Genomic DNA, 22,104 nt, shown 5'->3' on the forward strand with positions numbered 1-22,104 from the left:
AGACAGCTCCCACCCCACCGGAGGTCTTCGCCACGTTCAAGACCCGACCAGTGTCAACAACGCTCGTGATCAATACACCTAGGACCGAGCACCTGGGCAGCGCGGTCCGTGGCGCTCGGCGTTCGCCAGGCAGAACTCGCCGCACGACCACACCGGCCGCGTCGAAGCCGATGACGTCCCGGATACGGGATCGGGGGCCTCTCCCGTGGTCGGCGACGACTCGTCACGCATCAACCCTCGTCGATCCGGGGTTCTTCCCGCCTCGGCGAGCCACCACCCCGCGTCTCGCCGCTGAGGCGCACATCACAGCCCGACCCGCCCATCGGGTGGTACAGTGCGGTCAGCACTTGTGTACGCCCAGTCTCGGGCGCCGGTGCCGGTTCCACCTCCTTTTCGCTGATACGCCCGTCGTTGTCCGACCGGTGGACCAGCTTCTCCACATCACCTCTCGAGATCGAGTGCGGTGTCTGCCGTACCGAAGTGATGTTCCCCGCCGCAGCGAGGCGTGAGCACGCCGCCTCCCCCGGCACATCCCCCCTCCTCATGACTTCATGAAACCGTCCTCGAAAGGACCCCCTCTCATGACCACCACACTCGAACACCCTCCTGTACAGCAGAAGCTCCCGGCCCAGGCCGCCACCGGTGTCCTCGACATCGCGCACAACGGGCAGGGGTACCTGCGCGCCGCCGAGAGCCTGCTGCCCACACCGACCGACGTCCAGGTCTCCGCCGCGCTGATCCGCCGTCACGGCCTGCGCAAGGGCGACACCGTCGAAGGTGTACGCGGCGGCCCGCGCGCCCTCGCCGAGGTCGAGCGGATCAACGGACGTACGCCCGAAGAGCTGCGCCGCCGCCCGCACTTCCGCGACCTCACCCCGCTGCACCCGCGCGACCGGCTCCGCCTGGAACACCCGGCGAGCGGCATGGCAGGACGCCTCGTCGACCTGGTCTCGCCCGTCGGCAAGGGTCAGCGCGGCCTGATCGTCGCCCCGCCCAAGACCGGCAAGACGGTGCTGCTCCAGCAGATCGCCGCCGCCGTCGCGGGCAACCACCCGGAATGCCACCTGATGGTGGTGCTGCTCGACGAGCGGCCCGAAGAAGTGACCGACATGCGGCGCTCCGTCCGGGGCGAGGTCTTCGCCTCGACCTTCGACAAGACGCCGAAGCAGCACATCGCGCTCGCCGACCTCGTCATCGAGCGCGCCAAGCGGCTCGTCGAGCAGGGCGAGGACGTCGTCATCCTGATGGACTCCCTCACCCGGCTGTGCCGGGCGCACAACAACGCCGCCGCCGCCGGTGGCCGCACCCTCAGCGGCGGCGTCGACGCCGCCGCGCTGCACGGCCCCAAGCGGTTCTTCGGTGCCGCGCGCCTCGCCGAGGAGGGCGGCTCGCTCACCATCCTCGCCACCGCCCTGGTGGAGACCGGCTCCCGCGCCGACGACTTCTTCTTCGAGGAGCTCAAGGGCACCGGCAACATGGAACTCCGCCTCGACCGGACCCTCGCCTCCCGCCGGGTGTTCCCGGCCGTCGACATCACCCCGTCCGGCACCCGCCGCGAGGAACTTCTCCTGCCCACGGCCGAGTTGACCGCCGTACGGGGTCTGCGTCGTGCCCTGCAGACGCGGGACGGCCAGGCGAACCTGGAAACCCTCCTGGAGCGGATGCGCACCACCCCGGACAACGCGACCTTCCTGCGCCAGGTCCAGCCGACCCTGCCGGCCGCCTGAACCCTCCCAGGAACCCCTGTCGGCGACCCTTTCGCGTGCGGCATCCGGGTGCACGATCCCCTCACCCGGGCCTGGCACCCCGGCATACAGCGACTCCGTTCCTACGTTTGCGGTATGACTATCGGATTCTCATCCCGCGTCGCAGTCTCCCGCGTCACCGTCTCCTGCTCCGCCGTCTGCGTGGTCGGCGCCCTGGCCCTCGCGCCAGGTGCGGCCGTCGCCCGTATCAGCGCGGACCCGGGTCTGCCGAGACCCGTGACCTCCCAGGAGCCGTCGCTCCACCGGTCCGGGACGCAGGTACGGCCACGCACCGAGGCGCCCGAGGTCCCGGACCTCTCCGCGCTGTCGTGGCTGGTGGCCGACGCCCGCACCGGCGCGGTGCTCGCCGCGCACAACGCACACCGCAAGCTGCCGCCCGCCAGCACCCTGAAGACCCTGTTCGCCCTCACCGTGCTCCCGGCGCTGCCCGGCGGCGTCCCCCACACCGTCACCGAGGAGGAGCTCGAAGGGATCGGCGAAGGCAGCAGCCTCGTGGGCGTCCGCGAGGGGCACACCTACCGCGTGGCCGACCTGTGGCGCGGTGTCTTCCTCAACTCCGGCAACGACGCCGTGCACGTACTGGCCGCGATGAACGGCGGCTGGAAGTCCACGGCCGCCCGGATGCAGGCCAAGGCCCGTGCACTCGGCGCCCTCGACACCCACGTCGTCTCACCCGACGGATACGACGCACCCGGCCAGGTCTCGTCGGCGTACGACCTCGCGGTCTTCGCGCGGGCCGGGCTGCGCAACCCGGAATTCGCGCGGTACTGCTCGACCGCCGTGTCCACCTTCCCCGGCGACGGCTACGCGTACGAGATCCACAACACCAACCGACTGCTGACCGGCGCCGACGGAGTGGACGAGTACCCGGGCCTGATCGGCGTCAAGAACGGCTACACCACCGAGGCCGGCAACACGCTCGTCGCCGCCGCGCGGCGGGACGGGCGCACCCTCATCGTCACGGTGATGAACCCTCAGGAGGGCGACGGAGGCACGGTGTACGAGGAGGCGCGCGAGCTGCTCGACTGGGGTTTCGCCGCGAACGGGCGCGTCCACCCCGTCGGGTCGATCCTCGATACCCGGGCCGTACCGGCAGCGGGACCCGGCGCCGAGCCCGTGGCCCCGCTTTCCAAGAACGACGGCCCCGGCTGGCCCGAGGCTGCCGGCATCGTGGGCGCGGCCGCTCTGGGAGCGGCAGCAGTGGCCCTCGCTCTGCGCCTCAAGGTCGGGCGGCTCACGCGCGACTGACCGACCGGCAGCCACAGCAGCAGCCCCAGCGTGATCCACGTATACGTGTTGCTGCCGAGGAATCCGTCGAGGCCGGACGAGTCGTCGAACCACAGCCACACCACGCTGCTGCACAGCACCGCGTACAGGGCGGCGGCGACGCGCAGCCGGTGCCGGTGCAGCAGCACGGCGAAGGACGGCAGCAGCCAGACCAGGTGATGCACCCAGGTGATCGGGCTGACCAGGCAGGCGGCGAGTCCGGTCAGGGCGAACGCGGCCGTCCAGTCCTCGTCGGCCAGGGCACGGGACGTCCGCCACGCCCACACGCACAGGACCACCAGGACGGCCGACGCCCAGGCGGCCCTGCTCGGCTCACCCGGTGCCGCGAGCCGGGCCAGGACGCCCTCCAAGGACTGGTTGGAGACATAGGCCAGGCGGCCGATGCGGTCGGTGTCCCACAACGCCTCGGTCCAGTAGAAGCGCGACGCCTCCGGCGCCACCCAGGCCGCCAGCGCGGTGGCCGCCGCGGCGACGGCCGTGGCGACCCCCGCGGCGCGCCGGCGGCCGGCAAGCAGCAGCAGGGCGATGAAGATCGCGGGAGTCAGCTTGATCGCGGCGGCCAGTCCGATGCCGACGCCCGCCCAGCGGCCCCGGCCGGTCGACAGCAGCCACGCGTCGCTCAGCACGAGGGCCAGCAGCAGGAGGTTGACCTGCCCGAAGCTGAAGGTGTCGCGGACCGGTTCGAGCAGGGCAAGGAGACAGCCCGCGAGCGCGAACCCGAACCACCCGTAGCGGCGCAGCGCGGGCCCGACCAGGATCCACACCACAGCGGCCAGCGCCGCAAGATTGAGCAGCAGCGCGACGGCGATCGCGGTGTGCAGCCCGACCAGCGTCATCGGCAGCATGCCGAGGGCGGCGAACGGCGGATAGGTGAAGCCGTACGTCGTCCCCGGCAGCAGGTAGTCGTAGATCCGGCCGTCGTGATGGGCCCAGGCGTCGACGGTGCCGTAGTAGACACGCAGGTCGAACCAGTCACGGAGCAGCGGCACGGTGGCGGTGAACACACCGATGGCGACGGCCAGTCCGCACACGAGGAGCAGGCGTCGGCCATTCGTGGCGAGCCCCTTCACGCCGTCCGCCCCAGCACCGGTGCCTGCGCCGCCTGATGCGCCTGCCAGAGCACGACGAGGGCGAGCGCTCCCCCGGAGACGGCCAGGATCACCTGGTCGGCGTCCGGTGGGGCTCCACTCGGCAGCACGGCGAGGGCGAGGACTCCGCTGGCGGCCGCGACCCGGTGGCGCACCGAACCGCTCGGCGCCGCCGCGGCGATGAGGAACAGGCCCCACAGGGCGTACCAGGGGCGGATCGCCGGACCGAACACGGCGACCGCCGCCAGGCTCAGGCCCAGCGCGTAGATCGGGCCGGGCTTCAGGCGCAGCCATATGAACAGGACGAGGATCACGGTCACCACCAGTCCGGTCGCGTGCCAGACGGGCAGCGCGAACGGGGCGAGGCCGCTGCCGAGTTCCTTGAGCAGGGAGCCGGTGACACGGCCGAGCACGCTGGTGGGCGACCAGTTGTGCGGGGAGATGGGGGTCTTCAGGGCCGCGATCCAGCCGTAGCCGGTGCCCGCCGCCGCGGTGGCCGCGACGGTGGTGGCGAGCGCGACCGCGGTCGTGGTCAGGACGGTCCGCACCGCTCCGCGGCGTCCGCGCAGCGCCACGACCGCCAGCAGACCGAGCACGGCGGGTGCCTTGACCAGCGCGGCGAGGGTGATGAGGACGACGCCCAGCAGGTGCCAACGGCCGCGCGCGGCAACCAGGCCGAGGCCGAGCAGCCCGAGCATGATGGCGTCATTGTGCGCACCGGCCACCAGGTGCAGGAGGACGAGGGGATTGAGCACGCCCAGCCACAGCGCGGCGGCCGGATCGGCGCCGCTGTGCCGGGCGAGGCGGGGCAGCGCCGCCGCCATCAACGCGACGCCGAGCAGGGCGACCAACCGCATGCCGAGCAGCCCGGCCGGAATCTCCCCGCGCGTCAGCCCGGACAACGTGGACGCGACGGCGAGGAAGACCGGTCCGTACGGCGTGGTGGTCTGCTGCCACACGGGCGCCACCTCGTCGGCGAGTGGCCCGCCCAGCTGGGCGGGCCCGTACGCGTACACGTCGATGTGCGCGTCGACCATGGCGCCCTGCGCGAGATAGCTGTACACGTCCCGGCTGAACAGCGGCGGCGCGAGCAGCAGCGGCGCCGCCCACGCGGCCAGCACCAGGAGCAGGGCGCGCGGGGTGGGCGGCTCGGGACCCCGTACGACGGTGCCGAGCAGCGCCCATGCGGCGATCAGCAGGACGACGCCGAAGTACACACCGACCAGGCCGAGTACGGCGCGGCCGGAGCCGGGGGCGAGGAAGTCCCGCGCGGGCAGGGCTCCGGCCGTTTCGCCGCCGAGGGCGAGGAAGGCCGTGCCGGCCAGGCCCAGGGCCTGGCAACGACGGAGATCGATGGGGAAAGCCATGGCCAACACTCGGGCAGTGTGTCAACTACGGGTGGCCGGAAAGCGACGCGGTGCCCTCCGGGCGGGGGCTGTGGGGTGACCTGCGGGTGGGTCGTCGGGTGCCGGTTCGGCGTGGCTGGTCACGCCCACGCGGCGGAGCCGCACATGGCACAGCCCCGCGCCCCTGACGGGGGCACGGACGAGCCCCACTGGAACACCGACTAGAACACCGACAGCCCCGTCAGTGTCGTGAAGCGGTCCAAGGCCGTCACCCCCGTCACCGAGTTGCCGCGTTCGTCGAGGCCGGGGCTCCATACGCACAGCGTGCAGCGGCCCGGTACGACCGCGATGATGCCGCCGCCGACGCCGCTCTTGCCGGGCAGGCCGACCCGGTAGGCGAAGTCGCCCGCCGCGTCGTACGTGCCGCAGGTCAGCATGACCGCGTTGACCTGCTTGGCCTGGCTGCGGGTGAGCAGCCGGGAGCCGTCGGCGCGGATGCCGTGCCGGGCCAGGAAACCCGTGGCGAGCGCGAGGTCGGCGCAGGACGCGGCTATCGAGCACTGGCGGAAGTACTGGTCGAGGAGTACCGGCACCGGGTTGTCGATGTTGCCGTACGACGCCATGAAATGGCCGAGGGCCGCGTTGCGGTCGCCGTGGGTGGCCTCGGAGGCGGCGACGTCCTTGTCGAACGTCAGCGAAGGGTTGCCGCTCTCGGCACGCAGGAAATCCAGCAGCGTGCCGGCCGCGTCGCCGGTACGGGTCTGCAGTCGGTCGGTGACGACGAGGGCACCCGCGTTGATGAAGGGATTCCGCGGGATGCCGTTCTCGTACTCCAGTTGGACCAGCGAGTTGAAGGGGTTGCCGGAGGGCTCGCGGCCGACGTGCTCCCACAGCTCGTCGCCCTCGCGGGCCAGGTCGAGGGCGAGGGTGAAGACCTTGGTGATGGACTGCGTGGAGAACGGCTGCCGCCAGTCCCCCACTCCGTACACCGTGCCGTCGAGCTCGGCCACGGCCATGCCGAAGCGGCGCGGGTCGCAGGCGGCCAGCGCCGGGATGTAGTCGGCGGGCCGCCCGCGGCCGGGTGTCTGCTCGATCTCGGTGGCGATGCGCTCCAGGACCGGCTGAAAGGGCAGGGACGGGGACATGATCACCATTCTGCCGTCCGCCCGGCCCCGGTGCTCATCGGTTCGGACCTCCTGGGTTCAGACCGCCTGCGGGGTGCCGCTGCCGGCGAGCACCTCGGGGCGCAGCAGGGCCTCGAGCCGCTCGGCGGGCAACAGCCCCTTCTCCAAGACCAGTTCGGCCACGCCGCGCCCGGTCGCGAGGGCCTCCTTGGCGATGTCGGTGGCGGCCGTGTACCCGATGTACGGGTTGAGGGCGGTCACCAGGCCGATGGAGTTCTCGACCGCGGCGCGCAGCACCTCCGTGTTGGCGGTGATCCCGGTGACACAGCGCTCGGCAAGAGTCAGGCAGGCCGTCCGCAGATGGGTGATGCTCTCGGAGAGGGAGTGCAGGATGATCGGCTCGAAGGCGTTGAGCTGGAGTTGACCGGCCTCCGCGGCCATGGTGATGGTGACGTCGTTGCCGATCACCTCGAAGGCGACCTGGTTGACGACCTCGGGGATCACCGGGTTGACCTTGCCGGGCATGATGCTCGAACCGGCCTGCACCGGCGGCAGGTTGATCTCGCCCAGGCCCGCGCGCGGCCCGGAGGACAGCAGGCGCAGGTCGTTGCAGCTCTTGGAGAGCTTCACGGCGATCCGCTTGAGCACGCCGGACATCTGGACGAAGGCGCCGCAGTCCTGGGTGGCCTCGACCAGGTTGGCGGCGGTGACCAGCGGCAGCCCGGTGATGTCGGCGAGATGGCGGCGGGCGGCATCCGCGTATCCGGCGGGAGCGTTGAGCCCGGTGCCGATCGCGGTGGCACCGAGGTTGATCTCGTGGATCAACTCGACGGCCTCGGCCAGTCGGCTGCGGTCCTCGTCGAGCATCACCGCGTACGCCGAGAACTCCTGCCCGAGCGTCATGGGCACCGCGTCCTGGAGCTGCGTTCGCCCCATTTTCAGCACGTCACGGAACTCGAAGGCCTTGGCGGCGAACGCGTCCTGGAGCACGGCCATCGCCTTGAGCAGCCCGCGCACCGCGAAGACGGTGGCGACCTTGACGGCGGTCGGATAGACGTCGTTGGTGGACTGGCCGAGATTGACGTCCTCGTTGGGGTGCAGGTACTGGTACGCGCCCTTGGCGTGGCCGAGGAGCTCCAACGCCCGGTTGGCGACGACCTCGTTGGCGTTCATGTTCGTGGAGGTGCCGGCGCCGCCCTGGATGACGTCGACGACGAACTGGTCGTGCAGCTTGCCGTCCCGGATCTCCCGGCAGGCCGCGACGATGGCCATGGCCTTCTCCGGGACGAGCAGGCCGAGTTCCTCGTTGGCCCGGGCGGCGGCCTCCTTGACGGCGGCCAGGGCGTCGATCAGGTGCGGGTAGGCGGAGATCGGCGTTCCCGTGATGGGGAAGTTCTCCTTGGCGCGCAGGGAGTGGATGCCCCAGTACGCCTCGGCGGGGACGTCGCGGTCTCCGAGCAGGTCGTGTTCGCTGCGGTGGGCTGCGGCGGTCATGGCGGTACGGGTCCTCTTTCGGAGGGCGGATACGGGCGTGCGGGTGTGCGGGAAGGGATCTGCAGGGAAGGCGGAGGGGGAGCGGGTCAGGCGTTACATGGAGCGCGGCGGGAGCGGGTCGAGTGTCCGGGCGGGTCGGATGCTGCCCACCACCGCGCCGCCCCCGAGGAGCGGCACGGACGCGAACTCCGCGAGTGCCGCCGGGTCGACCCCGGCGCGGGCGAGGGCGGCCGCGGCCACCGGGCCGCGCGCCCGGTCCGCGCCGTCGGCGATCTTCACCGCGACGGCCCGACCGTCCGGCAGCGCGGCCATCTGGACACCTTCGAAGCCGTCCTTGGTGAGCAGTCCCGGCACGGCCCGCATCATCGCGGCGACATCGCGACCGGAGCCGGACGCCATCTCGGCGTGCTCACGCATCGCATCGGCCACGCGCGCCTCGGGTGTGCCCGGCGGGGCGGTGGCGATCCGGGCCGCGGCGCGCGCCAGCCCATGCAGCGAGACGGCGAAGAGGGGCGCGCCGCAGCCGTCGACGGTCACCTGGGCGACGGCCTGCCCGGTGAGGTCCTCGACGATCTCCGCGACGGCCTGTTGGAGGGGGTGCGCGGGGTCGAGGTAGTCGTCGAGGGACCAACCGCTCAGCCGGGCGGTCATCAGCATGGCGGCGTGCTTGCCGGAGCAGTTCTGTGCGAGCCGGGACGGCAGCCGCCCCGCGCGGATCCAGGCGTCGCGCACGACCGGGTCGTACGGCAGGTCCGGCACATTGCGCAGGTCGTCCTCGGTGACTCCGGCCAGCTCCAGGATCCGCCGGGTGCCGACCAGGTGCCGTTCCTCGCCGGAGTGGCTGGCCGCGGCCAGCGAGAGCAGCTCGCCGTCCAACGGGAGCCCGGCCCGAAGCATCGCGACGGCCTGGACGGGCTTGAGCGCGGAGCGCGGATAGAAGGCGGCTTCGATGTCACCGATCTGGAGTTCCACCCTCCCGTCGGCGGCCAGCACGACCACCGAGCCGTAGTGGATGCCTTCGACGACTCCACCGCGGACGAGATGCGCGACAGGGGCGTGGAAGGGCTCGCGGATCGCCGGGGCCGCGGCGACAGGGGCCGCAGCGAGGGGGGCAGCGTCGACCGAGGCGGCGTACGTCGTGGTCCGGCTCATGCGTCCACTCCGTCGCGTATACCGGAGACCCGGCGGCGCACCCCGTACCACCCGGCGACGAGCGCCGCGGCGATCAGCGGCAGACACAGCACGGTGGTGCGTCCCGCTCCCCCGTCGGCGTACATCAGGACCAGTACGGAGACGAGGAAGCCGATCGTCACGATCTCGGTCCACGGGGAGCCGGGCAGGCGGTAACTCGGCCTGGTCAGCTCGCCGTTCTGCGTCTTCCGCCAGAACATCATGTGACAGAGCATGATCATGCCCCAGGTGGCGAGGATGCCGATCGCGGCGAAGTTCAGGACGATCTCGAAGGCGTCGGCGGGGACCACGAAGTTGAGGCCGACACCGAGGACGCAGATGCCGCTGGTCAGCAGGATGCCGCCGTACGGGACCTGGCTGCGGCTCATCACGCCGGTGAACCTGGGGGCGGAGCCGGACATCGCCATGGAGCGCAGGATGCGGCCGGTGGAGTACAGGCCGGAGTTGAGCGAGGACATGGCCGCGGTGAGGACGACCAGGTTCATCACGCCGCCCGCCGCGGGGATGCCGATGTTCGACAGCACGGTGACGAAGGGGCTCTCGCCGGACGTGTACTTGTTCCAGGGCAGCAGCATCGACAGGAGGACCACGGAGCCGACGTAGAAGAGGCCGACACGCCACATGATGGAGTTGATGGCCTTCGGCATGATCTTCTCGGGGTTCTCGGTCTCGCCCGCCGCGACGCCGACCAGTTCGACCGAGGCGTAGGCGAAGACGACGCCCTGGATGATGAGCAGCATCGGCAGCAGGCCGCTGGGGAAGACGCCGCCGTTGTCGGTGATCAGGGACGGGCCGGGGCTGTGGCCGTCGACCGGGTGCTGGGTGACCAGCAGGAAGATGCCGATGAGCATGAAGATGACGAGCGCGCTCACCTTGATGATCGCGAACCAGAACTCCAGTTCGCCGAACAGGCGTACGGATATGAGGTTCACGGTGAGGACGACGGCGAGCGCGATGAGCGCGATCACCCACTGCGGGATGTCGGAGAACATGCCCCAGTAGTGGGTGTAGACGGCCACGGCCGTGATGTCGGCGATGCCCGTGGTGGCCCAGTTCAGGAAGTACATCCAGCCCGCGACGTACGCGCCCTTCTCGCCGAGGAACTCCCGGGCGTACGACACGAAGGCGCCGGAGGACGGCCGGTACAGGACGAGTTCGCCCAGCGCGCGGACGACCAGGAAAGCGAAGATGCCGCAGACCGCGTAGGCGAGGAACAGCGAGGGGCCGGCGTCGGCGAGCCGGCCGCCCGCACCGAGGAACAGGCCGGTGCCGATGGCGCCACCGATGGCGATCATGTTGACGTGCCGGGCCTTCAGCGACTTGCTGTAGCCGGCGTCTCCGGCGTCGACATGACCGGTCGCTCTGCGCGTCTCGGTCTGCAGGGATTGCTCGCTCACGCCTCGGGTCCGCCTTCCGTGGGGGTGTCCGTGCGCGCGGGGCGCACGATGTCGGTGAGGGTCGTCGAGACCCGATCGAGGTGGTGGGACATGGCCTGCACCGCGTCGTGCTCACTGCGGTCGATCAGCGCTTCGACGATCGCCCGGTGCTCGCGGTTGGACTGCTCGCGCCGGCCGCCCAGTTCGTTGAGGAACGCCGACTGGCGGGCCAGCGCGTCGCGGATCTCCTCGATCACCCGGCGGAAGACCGGGTTCTGCGCGGCCTGCGCCACCGCGAGGTGGAAGAGCGTGTCCATCGCGACCCACGCGGTGGTGTCGGTCTCCTGTTCCATGCGGTCCAGCAGGTGCGCCAGGTGGTCGAGGTCCTCGGGCGTGCGCCGTACGGCGGCGTAGCCCGCGACCGGGATCTCGACGTGCCGCCGGACTTCGAGCAGGTCACTGGCCGCGTAGTCGCCGAAGGTGGGGTCCTCGACGGTGTTGGCGACGACGAAGGTGCCCTTGCCGGTCTTGGAGACCGTCAGACCCATCGTCTGCAGGGCCCGCAGCGCCTCGCGGAGCACGGGCCGGCTGACCTCGAGCGTGCGGCACAGCTCCGCCTCCGAGGGGAGCTTGTCCCCGACCACGTACTGACCGCGCTCGATGGCGCTGCGCAGATGACCGAGGACCGCTTCCATGGCGCTGATGCGCCGCGGCGCCGAGCCAGCTGTCTGGCTGTCTGACAGGTTCACGGGCTGATCCTCCGGGTGACGAGCGGGGGCTGTCAAGGGGTGCGGAAACTAAACTTTCAGGGGACGTGAAGCCTGAATATTCGCTTTACGTCCCCTGAACGGTCGGCGAGCCGACCCGCGCGGCCCGTTCGTGCTCGCCGCTCAGCCGGCGAGCACGCCGGTGCCGAGCAGCCCGAACAGCGCCAGGCCGATCACGATCCGGTAGATCACGAAGGCGTTGAAGGAGTGCTTGGCGACGAACTTCAGCAGCCAGGAGATCGAGCCGTACGCGACCACGAACGAGACGATCGTGCCGACGGCCAGCGGGGCGGCACCCACCCCCGTACCCAGGGCGTCCTTGAGCTCGTACAGACCGGCGCCGGTCAGGGCCGGGATACCGAGGAAGAAGGAGAGCCGGGTGGCCGCGACACGGTCCAGGTCGAGGAGGAGCGCGGTCGACATGGTGGCGCCGGAGCGCGAGAAGCCCGGGAAGAGCAGCGCGAGGATCTGCGAACCCCCGACCAGCATCGCGTCCTTGAACGAGGTGTCGTCCTCGCCGCGCTTGTGCCGGCCCATCTGGTCCGCCGCCCACATCACACCGCTGCCGACGATCAGCGAGGCCGCGACCACCCACAGCGAGGCGAGCGGCCCCTGGATGAGCGGCTTCGCCGCCAGGCCCACGATCACGATCGGGATGGTCGCGTAGATGACCCACCAGGCGAACTTGTAGTCGTGGTGGTACCGCTCCTCGCGGTCGCGCAGGCCCCGGCCCCAGGCGGAGAGGATCCGCACGATGTCCTTGAAGAAGTACACGAGCACGGCGGCGATCGCGCCGACCTGGATGACCGCGGAGAACCCGACGACGGCGTCGTCGTCGACGGGGATGCCCATCAGCCCCTCAACGATCTTGAGATGGCCGGTGGAGGAGACGGGGAGGAACTCGGTCACTCCCTCGACGGCCCCGAGGACGACGGCCTGACCGACGCTGATGACGCTCATGGAATCCAGTTCTGAGGAGTTGGTCGACAGTGCTGTAGACAGTCTTACTACGCGCGCGTGCCGTCCCGGCGCCTACGTCCACAAAGCTTGGGCAAACCAGACGCCCGCGAACGCCGCGCCGAGCCCGGCGGCCACGCTCACGATCACGTTCGCGGCAGCGTAGAGCCCCGCGCCGGTCTCGGTGAGTCGCAGTGTCTCGTACGAGAACGTCGAGTACGTGGTCAGCGCGCCGCACAGGCCGGTGCCGAGGAACAACTGAAGGTGCGAGTCCGCGGCGCCCGCGGTGATTGCGCCGGTCAGCAGGCCGAGGATCAGCGAGCCGACGACGTTGACGGCGAGGGTGCCCCAGGGGAAGACCGTGTCGTGCCTGGTCCGCACCACGCGGTCGGTCAGGTAGCGAAGGGGTGCGCCGAGCATTCCGCCGACGATCACCAGCAGCCAGTTCACGCCTATTTCTTACCTTCCCAGAGCGCGGCGGGTCGCCGTCACCGCGAGCCATACCGCCGCGAGCGCCGCGAACAGGGTCGCGGCGAGATAGGCGAACCCGGTTCCGACGTGGCCCGCGTCGATGAGTCTCTGGATGTCGACGGCGTACGTCGAGAAGGTGGTGAAGCCCCCCAGCACACCGGTGCCGAAGAAGGGCCGCACCAGCCGGTGGGCCGCCCACACGTCGGTGATGACGACCATGAAGACGCCGATCACGGCGCAGCCGACGACATTGACCCAGAACGTGGTCCACGGGAATCCGCCCGTCTGCGTGGGCCACAGCAGCGCCGCCCCGTAGCGGGCGGTGGCGCCGATGCCGCCGCCGAGCGCGACCATCGCGACGACCGGTCCCTGACCCTGCCACGGGGACGCGGAGCGCGCGGGCGGGCGATCGGGGACGTCGGCCCTCTCGGGGTGCGGGACTGTCATGGCCTTACGCCTCCTACTCGCCGGGCCCGGGGGCACACGTCATCGCAAGTAGGGACCGTTGGCGGCGTCGACGCCGCGGTTCGGGTACGGCGGGCCCCACCGCCGCGCCACGACGGATGATCGCGGCCGGTCAACAGGGTAACGCCGGGGCCGGCTGCCACGCACTCCGTGAGCGGGAAGCCGGTGAGCCGACGCGTGCCGCCCGCCCTCCCTGCCCAGGGAACCGAAAGGGCCCGGCTGCCTCAGCAGCCGGGCCCTCGCCCGCTCAGCGGTGGTTGAACTGCGACATGGCCGGAAGCGCCTTGTCGTCGTAGCCGAACAGCGCCTGGTTCTCCCAGCCGTTGCCGGAGGCGGCGTCGGTGGGGTCCCAGCCGTTGCCGGTGACGGCGGTCCAGGTGGTCTCCCAGTAGAAGACACCGAGGCCACGGCCGTTCGGGACGGCCTCCACGACGTTCATCACGTCGCGCAGCCAGGCGGACTGACCGGCCGTCGTGGCCTGGTAACCGGCGACCAGCTCACCGGTCGTGTCGATGATGTTGGTGAGCGAGTCCTCGCTGTCGAGACGGAAGGGGTAGGCCGTCTCGGCGAGGAAGACCGGCTTGGCGTAGCGGGCGGCCGCGTCGTCCAGGGTCGTCTGGAAGTCGGCGAGCGAGCCGTGCCAGTAGCCGTAGTAGGACAGGCCGATGGCGTCGAACTTCACGCCGCCCGAGACCGCGCTGTCGAACCACCAGCGGGTGCCCGCCAGGTCGCCGCCCTTGGCGAGGTGCAGCGCCACGACGGTGGACGAGTTGACCGCCTTGACCGCGTCGTAGCCGGAGTTGAGCAGCCCGGCGAGCTGCGACCAGTTGTCGGTCGAGCCCTCGGACCAGAGCATGCCGCCGTTGATCTCGTTGCCGACCTGGACCATGTCCGCGGTGGTGCCCTGCGCCTTCAGCGCGTTCAGCACGTCGTACGTGTGGTTGTAGACGTCCGTCTTCAGCTGGCTGTAGGAGTGGCCCGCCCAGGCGGCCGGCTTGGACTGCGCGCCGGGGTCGGCCCAGGTGTCCGAGTAGTGGAAGTCCACCAGGAGCTTCATGCCCTGCGCCTTGACGCGCTTGGCCATGGCCAGGACGCGCGCCTTGTTGTTGTAGCCGTCGGCGGGGTTCACCCAGACCTTGAGGCGCGCGTAGTTCATGCCGGAGGACTTGAGGATGGCGAGCGCGTCACCGGTCGTGCCGGAGCTCGTCTTGTAGACACCGCCGAACGCCTCGCTCTTGGCGAGGGAGGAGGTGTCGGAGCCCTTGATGGCCAGGCCGGTCGAGCCGGACGTGAAGGTCAGGTCGTCGACGTTGATCCAATTGCCCGCGTTCGCATCGGAGTTGATGCTGATCGTGCACTGGTTGTTGGTCACGGCGATGGAGGTGACGATGCGGATCCAGCCGCTGCTGGAGACCGGCAGGTCGGTGCGCTGCTCGGCGCTGCCGCAGTTCTTCAGCGCCAGGTACGCGGAGTTCTGGCCGCCGCCGGACCGCACCCAGGCGGTGAGGGTGTAGTTCCCGTTGGTCAGCCCGGAGAGGTACTGGTAGGTCTCCACCTTGTAGGCGGAGGCCGAGTAGTGGCTGAGGCGGTAGCTCCCGCTGTGGCCACCGGACTCGGTGAACGAGGCGGCGTTCTGCCCGCCCGCCGAGTACGTCGACCAGCCGGTCGGCGTCGCGGTCCCGGCGCCGTTCGACTCGAAGCCACCGTTGGTGAGCGTCGAGGCGGCCTGCGCCGATGTGGCGGGGAGTGTGGTGAGAGCCAGGCCTGCCATCAGCGGTATCAGCAGGGTCCGTAGGGCTCGTCTCGCGTGGAACATCGTCGTCCCTTCGACGAAGGCGGGGAGACTGGAGTTGACGGCGGCGCCGTGCCCGAAGGCCTGCGACACGGCGCCGCCGAGACCGACCGGATGTCCCCCCGGAATCCGGCCGGGGTCTAGGGAGGGGGATGGATCAGCCCTCGCGTCGAGCGGCTGACGCGTACGGCGTGCGGAGCGGCGGTTTGCGGCCGCCGTGTCCGGCGTGCGGTACAGCTCGGTACAAGGCCTTTGCGTCCGGCCTGCGGTAGAGCTCGGCACAAGACCGCCGCGTCCGGCGTGCGCTTCACCCGTCCAGGCGTACGACCCTGACGGCGCCCGCCGGCACGGACAGGCGGCCCGCGGCGCGTTCACCCGTGAACAGTTCCGTGCCGGGTGTCTCCAGCGGCACCTTGGCATCGGTGCCGGTGTGGTTGACGGCGAACAGGAAGGTGCCCGACTCGCCGGTGCGGCGCACCACTTCGACGTCGCGGGGCAGGTCGGCGCGGGGTGCGATCCGCGCGTCGTCGGACGCCCAGCCGATCAGGGCGTCGAGGCCCTGGGCGCCCAGGCGGGTGGAGACGTACCAGGCCGAGCCCTCGCCGAGGCGGTGCCGGGTGACGGCCGGGCGGCCCGCGGTGAGGCCGTCGGCGTACGTCCAGACGGTCTCGGCGCCGCGCGGCACCACGAACTCGGTCCACACGTCGCCGGTGAGCTCGGAGCCGTCGGGGCCGGTGATCCGGACCCGGTCGTCCTTGAGGAGCGGCGAGAACTCCTCGACGGTCAGCCCGAGTACGTCGCGCAGGGCTCCGGGGTAGGCGCCGGCGTGCACGGCGTCGTGCTCGTCGACGATGCCGGAGAAGTACGAGACGACGAGCGTGCCACCGTTCTCGACGTACTCCTTGAGGTTGTTCCCGGCGGCCTCGGTCATCAGGTAGAGGGCGGGCACGACGACAAGGGGATAGGCCGACAAGCCGGCTTCCGGGTGGGCGAAGTCGACCGTCAGGTGGCGGTCGTACAGCGCTTCGTAGAACGCGTCGGCGCGCTCGCGCGGGTCGTGGTCCTCACTGGGGCGCCAGTCCAGATTCTGCGCCCACCAGGAGTGCCAGTCCCAGAGGACGGCGACGTCGGCGACGGTCCGGGTGCCGCGGACGGAGGTCAACGAGTCGATGGACGCGCCGAGTTCGACGGCCTCGCGCCACACCCGGGAGTCGGTGCCGGCGTGCGGCAGCATCGCCGAGTGGAACTTCTCGGCGCCGCGCCGGGACTGCCGCCACTGGAAGAACATGGCACCCTCGGAGCCGCGCGCGACATGCGCGAGGGAGTTGCGGGCCATCTGGCCGGGGGCCTTCGCGGGGTTGCGAGCCTGCCAGTTGACGCCCGAGGTGGAGTGTTCGAGCAGCAGCCAGGGGGCGCCGCCCGCGACGGAGCGGGTGAGGTCGGCGGCCATGGCGAGGTTGACGTGCGTGCGGCGGCCGTCGGTGATCAGGTAGTGGTCGTTGGAGACGAGGTCGACCTCGCGGCCCCAGGCCCAGTAGTCGACGGAGTCGCACTGGCTCAGGGCGGTCATGAAGTTCGTGGTGACCGGGATGCCGGGGGCGAGGCGGTGCAGGATGTCCCGCTCGGCGACGAAGTTCTCGCGCATGGTCTCGTCGGCGAAGCGCTTGTAGTCGAGCGCCTGGGCCGGGTTGCCGACCGTGGGGGCGACGCGCGGCGGGTTGATCTGGTCGTAGCCCGCGTAGCGCTGGCCCCAGAAGGCGGTTCCCCAGGCCTCGTTGACCGCGTCGACCGTCCCGTACGTCCGGGCGAGCCAGCGGCGGAAGTGGGCGGCGCAGGAGTCGCAGTAACAGGCCGAGACGGGGACGCCGTACTCGTTGTGGACGTGCCACATCGCGAGCGCGGGGTGGTCGGCGTACCGGGTGGCGAGCTGCGTGGTGATGGCCGCGGCGGCGGCGCGGTAGTCGGTGTTGCTGTGGCAGATGGCGCCGCGCGAGCCGAATTCATAGCGGGTGCCGTCGGCGGCCACGGGCAGCGCGTCAGGGTGCTCGCGGTAGAACCAGACGGGCGGGGCGACGGTCGGGGTGCCGAGATCGGCGTGGATGCCGTTCTCGTGCAGCAGGTCGAGCAGCCGGTCGAGCCAGTCGAACTCGTAGGCGCCCCGGGCGGGTTCCAGCAGCGCCCAGGAGAAGATCCCGACGCTCACCATCGTGACGCCCGCTTCGCGCATCAGCCGGACGTCCTCGTGCCAGACGCTTTCCGGCCACTGCTCGGGGTTGTAGTCCCCACCGAAGGCGAGCCTGGTGAGGCCCCTGGGGGTGGTCTCCGGCATGGATCTTCTCCCGTTGGATCGAACATTTGGGAACGTGCACACACAGGTTCAGCGGCGCAGGGCCAACATAACCGCACTGCAACAACCATTGACAAGTGTCCGGGATGTTTCTCTACTGTGAACGCTCACAGAAGCATGGCAGGTCCGCCGCAGCAGGCGGGGACCCAGCTCAGGGGAGATAGATCCATGCCAAACACGAAGCTGCGTCGCCTCGTGGCCACCTCCATCGCCGTCACGCTCGGCGCCACCGCGCTCGCGGCGTGCGGCTCGTCGGACGACGACAGCTCGGCCGAGTCGGGGCCGGCCAATCTCACCTACTGGTCCTGGACCCCCGGCATGGACAAGGTCGCCGACCTGTGGAACAAGGGGCCCGGCAAGGAGCAGCAGATCACCGTCACGGTGAAGAAGCAGGCGTCCGGCGACACGCTGGTCACCAAGATCCTCACCGCGCACAAGGCGAAGAAGGCCCCGGACCTGGTCCAGGCCGAGTACCAGGCGCTGCCGACCCTGGTCAGCAATGACGCGCTCGCCGACATAGCGGACGAGTCGAAGGACGCGAAGAGCAAGTTCGCCGACGGTGTCTGGCAGCAGACGACGCTGGGCTCGGACGCCGTGTACGCGATCCCGCAGGACATCGGGCCGATGATGTTCTACTACCGCGAGGACCTCTTCAAGAAGTACGGCCTGACGGTTCCCACGACCTGGGAGCAGTTCGCGGAGACCGCCCGCGCGCTGAAGAAGAAGGCCCCGGACACGGACCTGACCACCTTCTCCGCCAACGACTCCGGCCTCTTCGCCGGTCTTGCGCAGCAGGCCGGCGCCCAGTGGTGGACGACCTCGGGCGACAAGTGGAAGGTCGGCATCGACGACGCGGCCTCACAGAAGGTCGCCAAGTTCTGGGGCGACCTCGTCAAGGAGGGCGCGATCGACAACCAGCCGATGTACACGCCGTCCTGGAACAAGGCGCTGAACACCGGCAAGCAGATCGCCTGGGTGAGCGCGGTCTGGGCGCCCGGCACCCTCACCACCGCGGCCCCCGACACCGAGGGAAAGTGGGCCATGGCCCCGCTGCCGCAGTGGGACGACAGCTCGAACGTCACCGGCAGCTGGGGCGGCTCGTCGACGGCCGTCACCACCGACTCCCAGCACAAGGGAGCGGCCGCGAAGTTCGCCTCCTGGCTGAACACGGACCCGGAAGCGGTGGCCGCGCTGGCGAAGGAGGGTGGCATCTACCCCGCCGTCACCACCGCGCAGACCAGTGAGGCGTTCGCCGAGCCGCCGGCGTTCTTCTCCAACCAGCCGGACTTCTACACGAAGGCCTCGGAGATCGCCAAGACCACCGCGCCGTCCGCGTGGGGCCCGAACGTGAACGTCGCGTACACGACCTTCAAGGACGCCTTCGCCTCGGCCGCCAAGGACAAGTCGGACTTCACCGCCGCTTTGAAGAAGATGCAGGACGACACGGTCGCCGACCTCAAGAAGCAGGGCTTCGGGGTCGCCGAGTGACCAGCGCACGTCGGAAGTCGTACGGGGTCAAGGGGGCCCCGTACGCTTTCCTCCTCCCCGCGACGATCCTCTTCGCCCTCTTCTTCGCGCTCCCCATCGGCTACGCCCTCTGGCTGAGCCTCCACAAGGCGCAGGTCAAGGGCCTGGGCCTGGGAGCGGGCGCGCGCTCGGAGGTCTGGGCGGGCCTGGAGAACTACCAGGACGCCCTCACCGACTCCGAGCTGCTGAGCGGCGCGCTGCGCGTGGTGGGCTACGGCGCCATCGTGGTCCCGGTGATGCTCGGCCTCGCGCTGCTGTTCGCGCTGATGCTCGACTCGGACAAGGTGCGCCTGGCGCCCTTCACCCGGCTCGCGATCTTCCTGCCGTACGCCATTCCCGGCGTCGTCTCCGCGCTCCTGTGGGGCTTCCTGTACCTCCCGGACGTCAGCCCCTTCTACTTCGTCCTGGACAAGCTGGGGATGCCGCAGCCGGACCTGCTGGACGGCGGTCCGCTGTACTTCGCCCTGTCCAACATCGCGGTCTGGGGCGGCACCGGCTTCAACATGATCGTGATCTACACCTCGCTGCAGGCCATCCCGGCCGAGGTGTACGAGGCGGCGAAGCTGGACGGCGCCACCCCCCTGCAGATCGCACTGAAGATCAAGATCCCGATGGTGGCGCCCTCGCTGGTGCTCACCTTCTTCTTCTCGATCATCGCGACGCTCCAGGTGTTCAGCGAGCCGACCACCCTCAAACCCCTCACCAACTCCGTCTCCACGACCTGGAGTCCGCTGATGAAGGTGTACCAGGACGCCTTCGGCAAGGGCGACATCTACGCGGCCGCCGCGGAAGCGGCGATCATCGCCGTCGTCACCCTCCTTGTGTCCTTCGGCTTCCTGCGGGCCGCGAACTCCCGTAACAAGCAGGAGGAAGCACGATGAGTTCTCTTGCCGTGGGCAAGGCCGCGTCGGCCGCGGGTACGACCCCCGGGACCGCGCAGCGCCCGCCCCTGCGCCACCGGATCGCCCTGGCCCCCACCCTCACGCTGCTGCTCGGCGCGATCTACTGTCTGCTGCCCGTCACCTGGGTGGTGATCGCGGCCACCAAGTCGGGCAGTGAGCTGTTCTCGACGTTCACGTTCCTGCCGGGCTCCGGCTTCACCCAGAACGTCAAGGATCTGAGCGCCTACCGCGAGGGCGTGTACTGGAAGTGGATGGGCAACTCCGCCCTCTACGCGGGCCTCGGCGCCCTCCTGTCGACGGCTGTCTCGGCGTTCAGCGGCTACGCGCTCGCGATCTACCGCTTCCGCGGCCGGGAGACCGTCTTCGGCATCCTCATGGCGGGTGTGCTGATGCCGCCCGTGATCTTGGCGATCCCGCAGTACCTGCTGCTGGCGAAGGCGGACCTGACGGATTCCTATGCGTCCGTCCTGCTGCCGCTCGTCCTGTCGCCGTACGGCGTCTACCTCGCCCGGATCTACGCCTCCGCCGCCGTGCCCGCCGATGTGGTCGAGGCCGGACGGATGGACGGGGCGAGCGAGTTGCGGATCTTCAGCCGGATCGCGCTGCCGATGATGGTGCCCGGACTGGTGACGGTGTTCCTGTTCCAGTTCGTGGCGGTGTGGAACAACTTCCTGCTGCCGTACATCATGCTCAGCGACGACGAGAAGTTCCCGATCACCCTCGGTCTGTTCACGCTGCTCGAACAGGGCTCCAACACCCCGGCGCTGTATACGCTGGTGATCACGGGAGCGCTGCTCGCGATCATTCCGCTGATCGCACTGTTCCTGGTCATCCAGCGTTTCTGGAGTCTCGATCTCCTCTCGGGAGCCGTAAAGTCGTGACCATGACCAACGCGGGGGGCCGGCGCAAACCGCCGACGATCCATGACGTCGCGCGAGAGGCCGGCGTGTCGCGGGGCACGGTGTCGCGGGTGCTCAACGGCGGACACTACGTGAGCCCCGCGGCACAGGAGGCGGTCAACGCCGCCATCCGCAGAACCGGCTACGTCGTGAACCGGCACGCCCGTTCGCTGATCACCGGCCGCTCCGACTCGATCGGCTTTCTGCTGACCGAGCCCCAGGAGAGGTTCTTCGAGGACCCGAACTTCAATGTCCTGCTGCGCGGCTGCACGCAGGCCCTGGCCGCGCACGACATTCCCCTCCTGCTGATGCTCGCCGGCACCGAGGACGAACGACGCCGCATAACGCGGTACATCACCGCGGGCCACGTGGACGGGGTGCTGCTGGTCTCCAGTCACTCCGGCGATCCGGTCGCCGAGCAGCTGGGCGAGGCGGGTGTGCCGCTGGTCGCCTGCGGCAAGCCCATCGGTCTGGGGTCCAAGGTGAGTTATGTCGCCGCGGACGACCGGGACGGTGCCCGCGACATGGTCAAGCACCTGGTGGCCCTCGGCCGTCGCCGGATCGGCATGGTCACGGGACCGCTCGACACCCCCGGCGGTGTCGAGCGACTCGCGGGCTACCGTGAGGTGCTCGCCGAAGCGGGCTTCGAGGCCGACGACCGACTCGTCGCCTCCGGCGACTACAGCCGGGCGAGCGGCGAGGCCGGCGCCGAGCAGCTCCTCAAGAACGCCCCGGACATGGACGCGGTGTTCGTCGCCTCCGACCTGATGGCGCAGGGTGTGCTGGCCGCGCTGCACAAGGCCGGCCGCCGGGTCCCTCAGGACGTCGCGGTCGGCGGCTTCGACGACTCCTCGGCCGCCCTGGCCGCCCGCCCCCAGCTGACGACCATCCGGCAGCCCTACGACCGGATCAGCGCCGAGATGGTGCGGGTGCTGCTCGCGCAGATAGGGGGCGAGGATCCGGCGGCCGTGATCCTGCCGACGGAACTGGTGCGGCGCGACTCCACCTGAGGCAGTGCGGGCCACCCGTGGAACGGGGGGGAGTTCTGCGGGGCCGGGACGTGACCGGCGCGGCGTCGGAGTCGGGCTCTCGAGGACCCCATGGCGCCACTGGCCGCCCGGGCACACGGTGCCTGCGTCGCCGCCACTCTCATGCGCCGACACGCCAGGCGCCCCGGACGTGATCACCATCCCCCGTGGCGCTTGGTCCGGATCCGAGCGGACACCCGGCACTCCCCCGACAGGTGTGCGGCGGCAAGGCGACGCGACCACACTAGTTGCACTCTCAATTAATGCCGGGAGCTCT

Annotated in this window: 17 protein-coding genes and 1 pseudogene; 6 read left to right on the forward strand and 12 right to left on the reverse strand. The window is 70.2% G+C overall.

What is annotated here, in order from left to right:
• Window positions 1-581 precede the first annotated feature (581 nt).
• A complete protein-coding gene (rho, locus tag ACX28W_RS38265) occupies window positions 582-1,727 on the forward strand; it encodes a transcription termination factor Rho (RefSeq protein ID WP_459004715.1) in 1,146 nt (381 codons plus the stop codon).
• A 114-nt stretch (window positions 1,728-1,841) separates the two neighbouring features.
• Window positions 1,842-2,681 (forward strand): annotated as a pseudogene (locus ACX28W_RS38270) (D-alanyl-D-alanine carboxypeptidase family protein); the annotation flags it as partial.
• Between the two features lie 59 nt (window positions 2,682-2,740).
• Here ACX28W_RS38270 and ACX28W_RS38275 read toward each other — a convergent pair.
• The 12 genes from ACX28W_RS38275 to ACX28W_RS38330 form a co-directional block, all read right to left on the reverse strand.
• Window positions 2,741-4,123 (reverse strand): glycosyltransferase 87 family protein, encoded by a 1,383-nt coding sequence (locus ACX28W_RS38275; RefSeq protein WP_459004717.1) that lies wholly within the window; start codon window positions 4,121-4,123, stop codon window positions 2,741-2,743.
• Entirely contained in the window at window positions 4,120-5,508 is a 1,389-nt protein-coding gene (gene mptB / locus ACX28W_RS38280; protein WP_459004719.1) for a polyprenol phosphomannose-dependent alpha 1,6 mannosyltransferase MptB, read from the reverse strand. Before mptB ends, ACX28W_RS38275 begins: the two co-directional genes overlap by 4 nt.
• A 200-nt stretch (window positions 5,509-5,708) precedes the next feature.
• The gene (locus ACX28W_RS38285; protein ID WP_459004720.1) at window positions 5,709-6,641 is read right to left on the reverse strand and encodes a glutaminase; all 933 of its coding nucleotides are present in this window, start codon (window positions 6,639-6,641) and stop codon (window positions 5,709-5,711) included.
• A gap of 48 nt (window positions 6,642-6,689) precedes the next feature.
• Complete coding sequence (gene aspA / locus ACX28W_RS38290; protein ID WP_459004721.1) at window positions 6,690-8,105, reverse strand: aspartate ammonia-lyase; 1,416 nt, start codon at window positions 8,103-8,105, stop codon at window positions 6,690-6,692.
• A 93-nt stretch (window positions 8,106-8,198) separates the two neighbouring features.
• Complete coding sequence (locus tag ACX28W_RS38295) at window positions 8,199-9,257, reverse strand: asparaginase (RefSeq protein WP_459004722.1); 1,059 nt, start codon at window positions 9,255-9,257, stop codon at window positions 8,199-8,201.
• Complete coding sequence (locus tag ACX28W_RS38300) at window positions 9,254-10,693, reverse strand: amino acid permease (RefSeq protein ID WP_459004723.1); 1,440 nt, start codon at window positions 10,691-10,693, stop codon at window positions 9,254-9,256. Before ACX28W_RS38300 ends, ACX28W_RS38295 begins: the two co-directional genes overlap by 4 nt.
• A complete protein-coding gene (locus ACX28W_RS38305) occupies window positions 10,690-11,367 on the reverse strand; it encodes a FadR/GntR family transcriptional regulator (RefSeq protein WP_459004757.1) in 678 nt (225 codons plus the stop codon). The genes ACX28W_RS38300 and ACX28W_RS38305 overlap by 4 nt, the downstream gene beginning before the upstream one ends.
• A gap of 195 nt (window positions 11,368-11,562) precedes the next feature.
• A complete protein-coding gene (locus tag ACX28W_RS38310; RefSeq protein ID WP_459004724.1) occupies window positions 11,563-12,399 on the reverse strand; it encodes an undecaprenyl-diphosphate phosphatase in 837 nt (278 codons plus the stop codon).
• Between the two features lie 72 nt (window positions 12,400-12,471).
• A complete protein-coding gene (gene crcB, locus ACX28W_RS38315; RefSeq protein ID WP_459004726.1) occupies window positions 12,472-12,846 on the reverse strand; it encodes a fluoride efflux transporter CrcB in 375 nt (124 codons plus the stop codon).
• 9 nt (window positions 12,847-12,855) lie between these two features.
• Window positions 12,856-13,314: a fluoride efflux transporter CrcB gene (crcB, locus tag ACX28W_RS38320; RefSeq protein WP_459004727.1), complete on the reverse strand. Its 459-nt coding sequence runs from the start codon at window positions 13,312-13,314 to the stop codon at window positions 12,856-12,858.
• 265 nt (window positions 13,315-13,579) lie between these two features.
• Window positions 13,580-15,148, reverse strand: a complete 1,569-nt coding sequence (locus tag ACX28W_RS38325; protein WP_459004758.1) for a glycoside hydrolase family 53 protein — start codon at window positions 15,146-15,148, stop codon at window positions 13,580-13,582.
• A gap of 283 nt (window positions 15,149-15,431) precedes the next feature.
• Window positions 15,432-17,453: a beta-galactosidase gene (locus ACX28W_RS38330; protein ID WP_459004729.1), complete on the reverse strand. Its 2,022-nt coding sequence runs from the start codon at window positions 17,451-17,453 to the stop codon at window positions 15,432-15,434.
• A gap of 186 nt (window positions 17,454-17,639) precedes the next feature.
• On the opposite strand from ACX28W_RS38330, the gene ACX28W_RS38335 reads away from it, so the two are divergent.
• Genes ACX28W_RS38335 through ACX28W_RS38350 form a run of 4 tightly spaced genes read left to right on the forward strand, consistent with a single transcriptional unit; the run spans window position 17,640 to window position 21,809 of the window.
• Window positions 17,640-18,959 carry a type 2 periplasmic-binding domain-containing protein gene (locus ACX28W_RS38335; RefSeq protein WP_459004730.1) on the forward strand — a complete coding sequence of 440 codons (1,320 nt, stop codon included), beginning with the start codon at window positions 17,640-17,642 and terminating at the stop codon, window positions 18,957-18,959.
• Window positions 18,956-19,879, forward strand: coding sequence for a carbohydrate ABC transporter permease (locus ACX28W_RS38340; protein ID WP_459004731.1), 924 nt, complete (start codon window positions 18,956-18,958; stop codon window positions 19,877-19,879). The genes ACX28W_RS38335 and ACX28W_RS38340 overlap by 4 nt, the downstream gene beginning before the upstream one ends.
• Entirely contained in the window at window positions 19,876-20,781 is a 906-nt protein-coding gene (locus ACX28W_RS38345) for a carbohydrate ABC transporter permease (RefSeq protein WP_459004732.1), read from the forward strand. Before ACX28W_RS38340 ends, ACX28W_RS38345 begins: the two co-directional genes overlap by 4 nt.
• A complete protein-coding gene (locus tag ACX28W_RS38350) occupies window positions 20,778-21,809 on the forward strand; it encodes a LacI family DNA-binding transcriptional regulator (protein ID WP_362074864.1) in 1,032 nt (343 codons plus the stop codon). The genes ACX28W_RS38345 and ACX28W_RS38350 overlap by 4 nt, the downstream gene beginning before the upstream one ends.
• The last annotated feature ends 295 nt before the right edge of the window (window positions 21,810-22,104 follow it).

This window comes from Streptomyces sp. SD15 (assembly GCF_054462255.1).